The 728-nt window shown below is 70.2% G+C and carries 1 protein-coding gene; it reads right to left on the reverse strand.

Annotated features, from left to right (window positions below; genetic code table 11):
- A partial coding sequence (locus G7A99_RS22820) for a PAS domain S-box protein (RefSeq protein WP_163144316.1) occupies nucleotides 1-728 on the reverse strand: 728 nt, incomplete at both ends.

A 728-nucleotide genomic window follows, 5' to 3' on the forward strand; every position in this document is an offset into this window, starting at 1 on the left:
CGGCACACCGTGTCGAGCAGCCGCCGCTCGTCAGCAGCACGAATAACCGCACGGTTGCAGCGGCTGAGCAGGCGCAGTGCCCGGTTGGAACGCTCCCGGGCGAGCTGGGCACGCTTGCGGTCGCTGACGTCGCGCATGACGGCAACGAAATGCGTCGGCCGGCCCCCGGGGCCCAGCAGCGGGACAACACGCAGCTCCACCCAGTACGGCTCGCCGTTACGGGTATGGCTGAGCAGCTCCTCGCCGGCGGACTCCCCCCGCTCCAGCGCCGCACGTATGCGCGCACGCGACTCGTCCGAAATCCGCGGCCCCAGCAGGTCCCACGTCACCCGGCCAAGCACCGACTCCGGAGAATAACCGGTCACCCGCTCGAAGGCCTCGTTGACGAACACGATCCGGGAGCCCCGGCCCGTCGATGGATCGGCCTCGGTGATGACCACGACGTCGTTCAGCCGGGCCACGGCGGTCTCCAGGAACTCCAGGCGCCGGCGCTCGCGATGACGCTCGGTGGTATCCCGCAGGTAGACGGTCAGCCCGTCCGGCGCCGGGTAGGCCCGAACGTCCAGCCACAGGCCAGGGGGATGGAAGCGGGCCTCGAACGACACCGCCGCCTGCAAATCGAAGGCCCGCTGGAACGCCTCGGTGAAGGTTTCGTCGTTCAGGCCCTCTATGTCCCGGATCACCCGTGCGAGCAGGTCGTCCCGGGAGCGGCCGAGGACGCGCTCGGC

The sequence above is a fragment of the Arhodomonas sp. KWT genome (assembly GCF_010993615.1).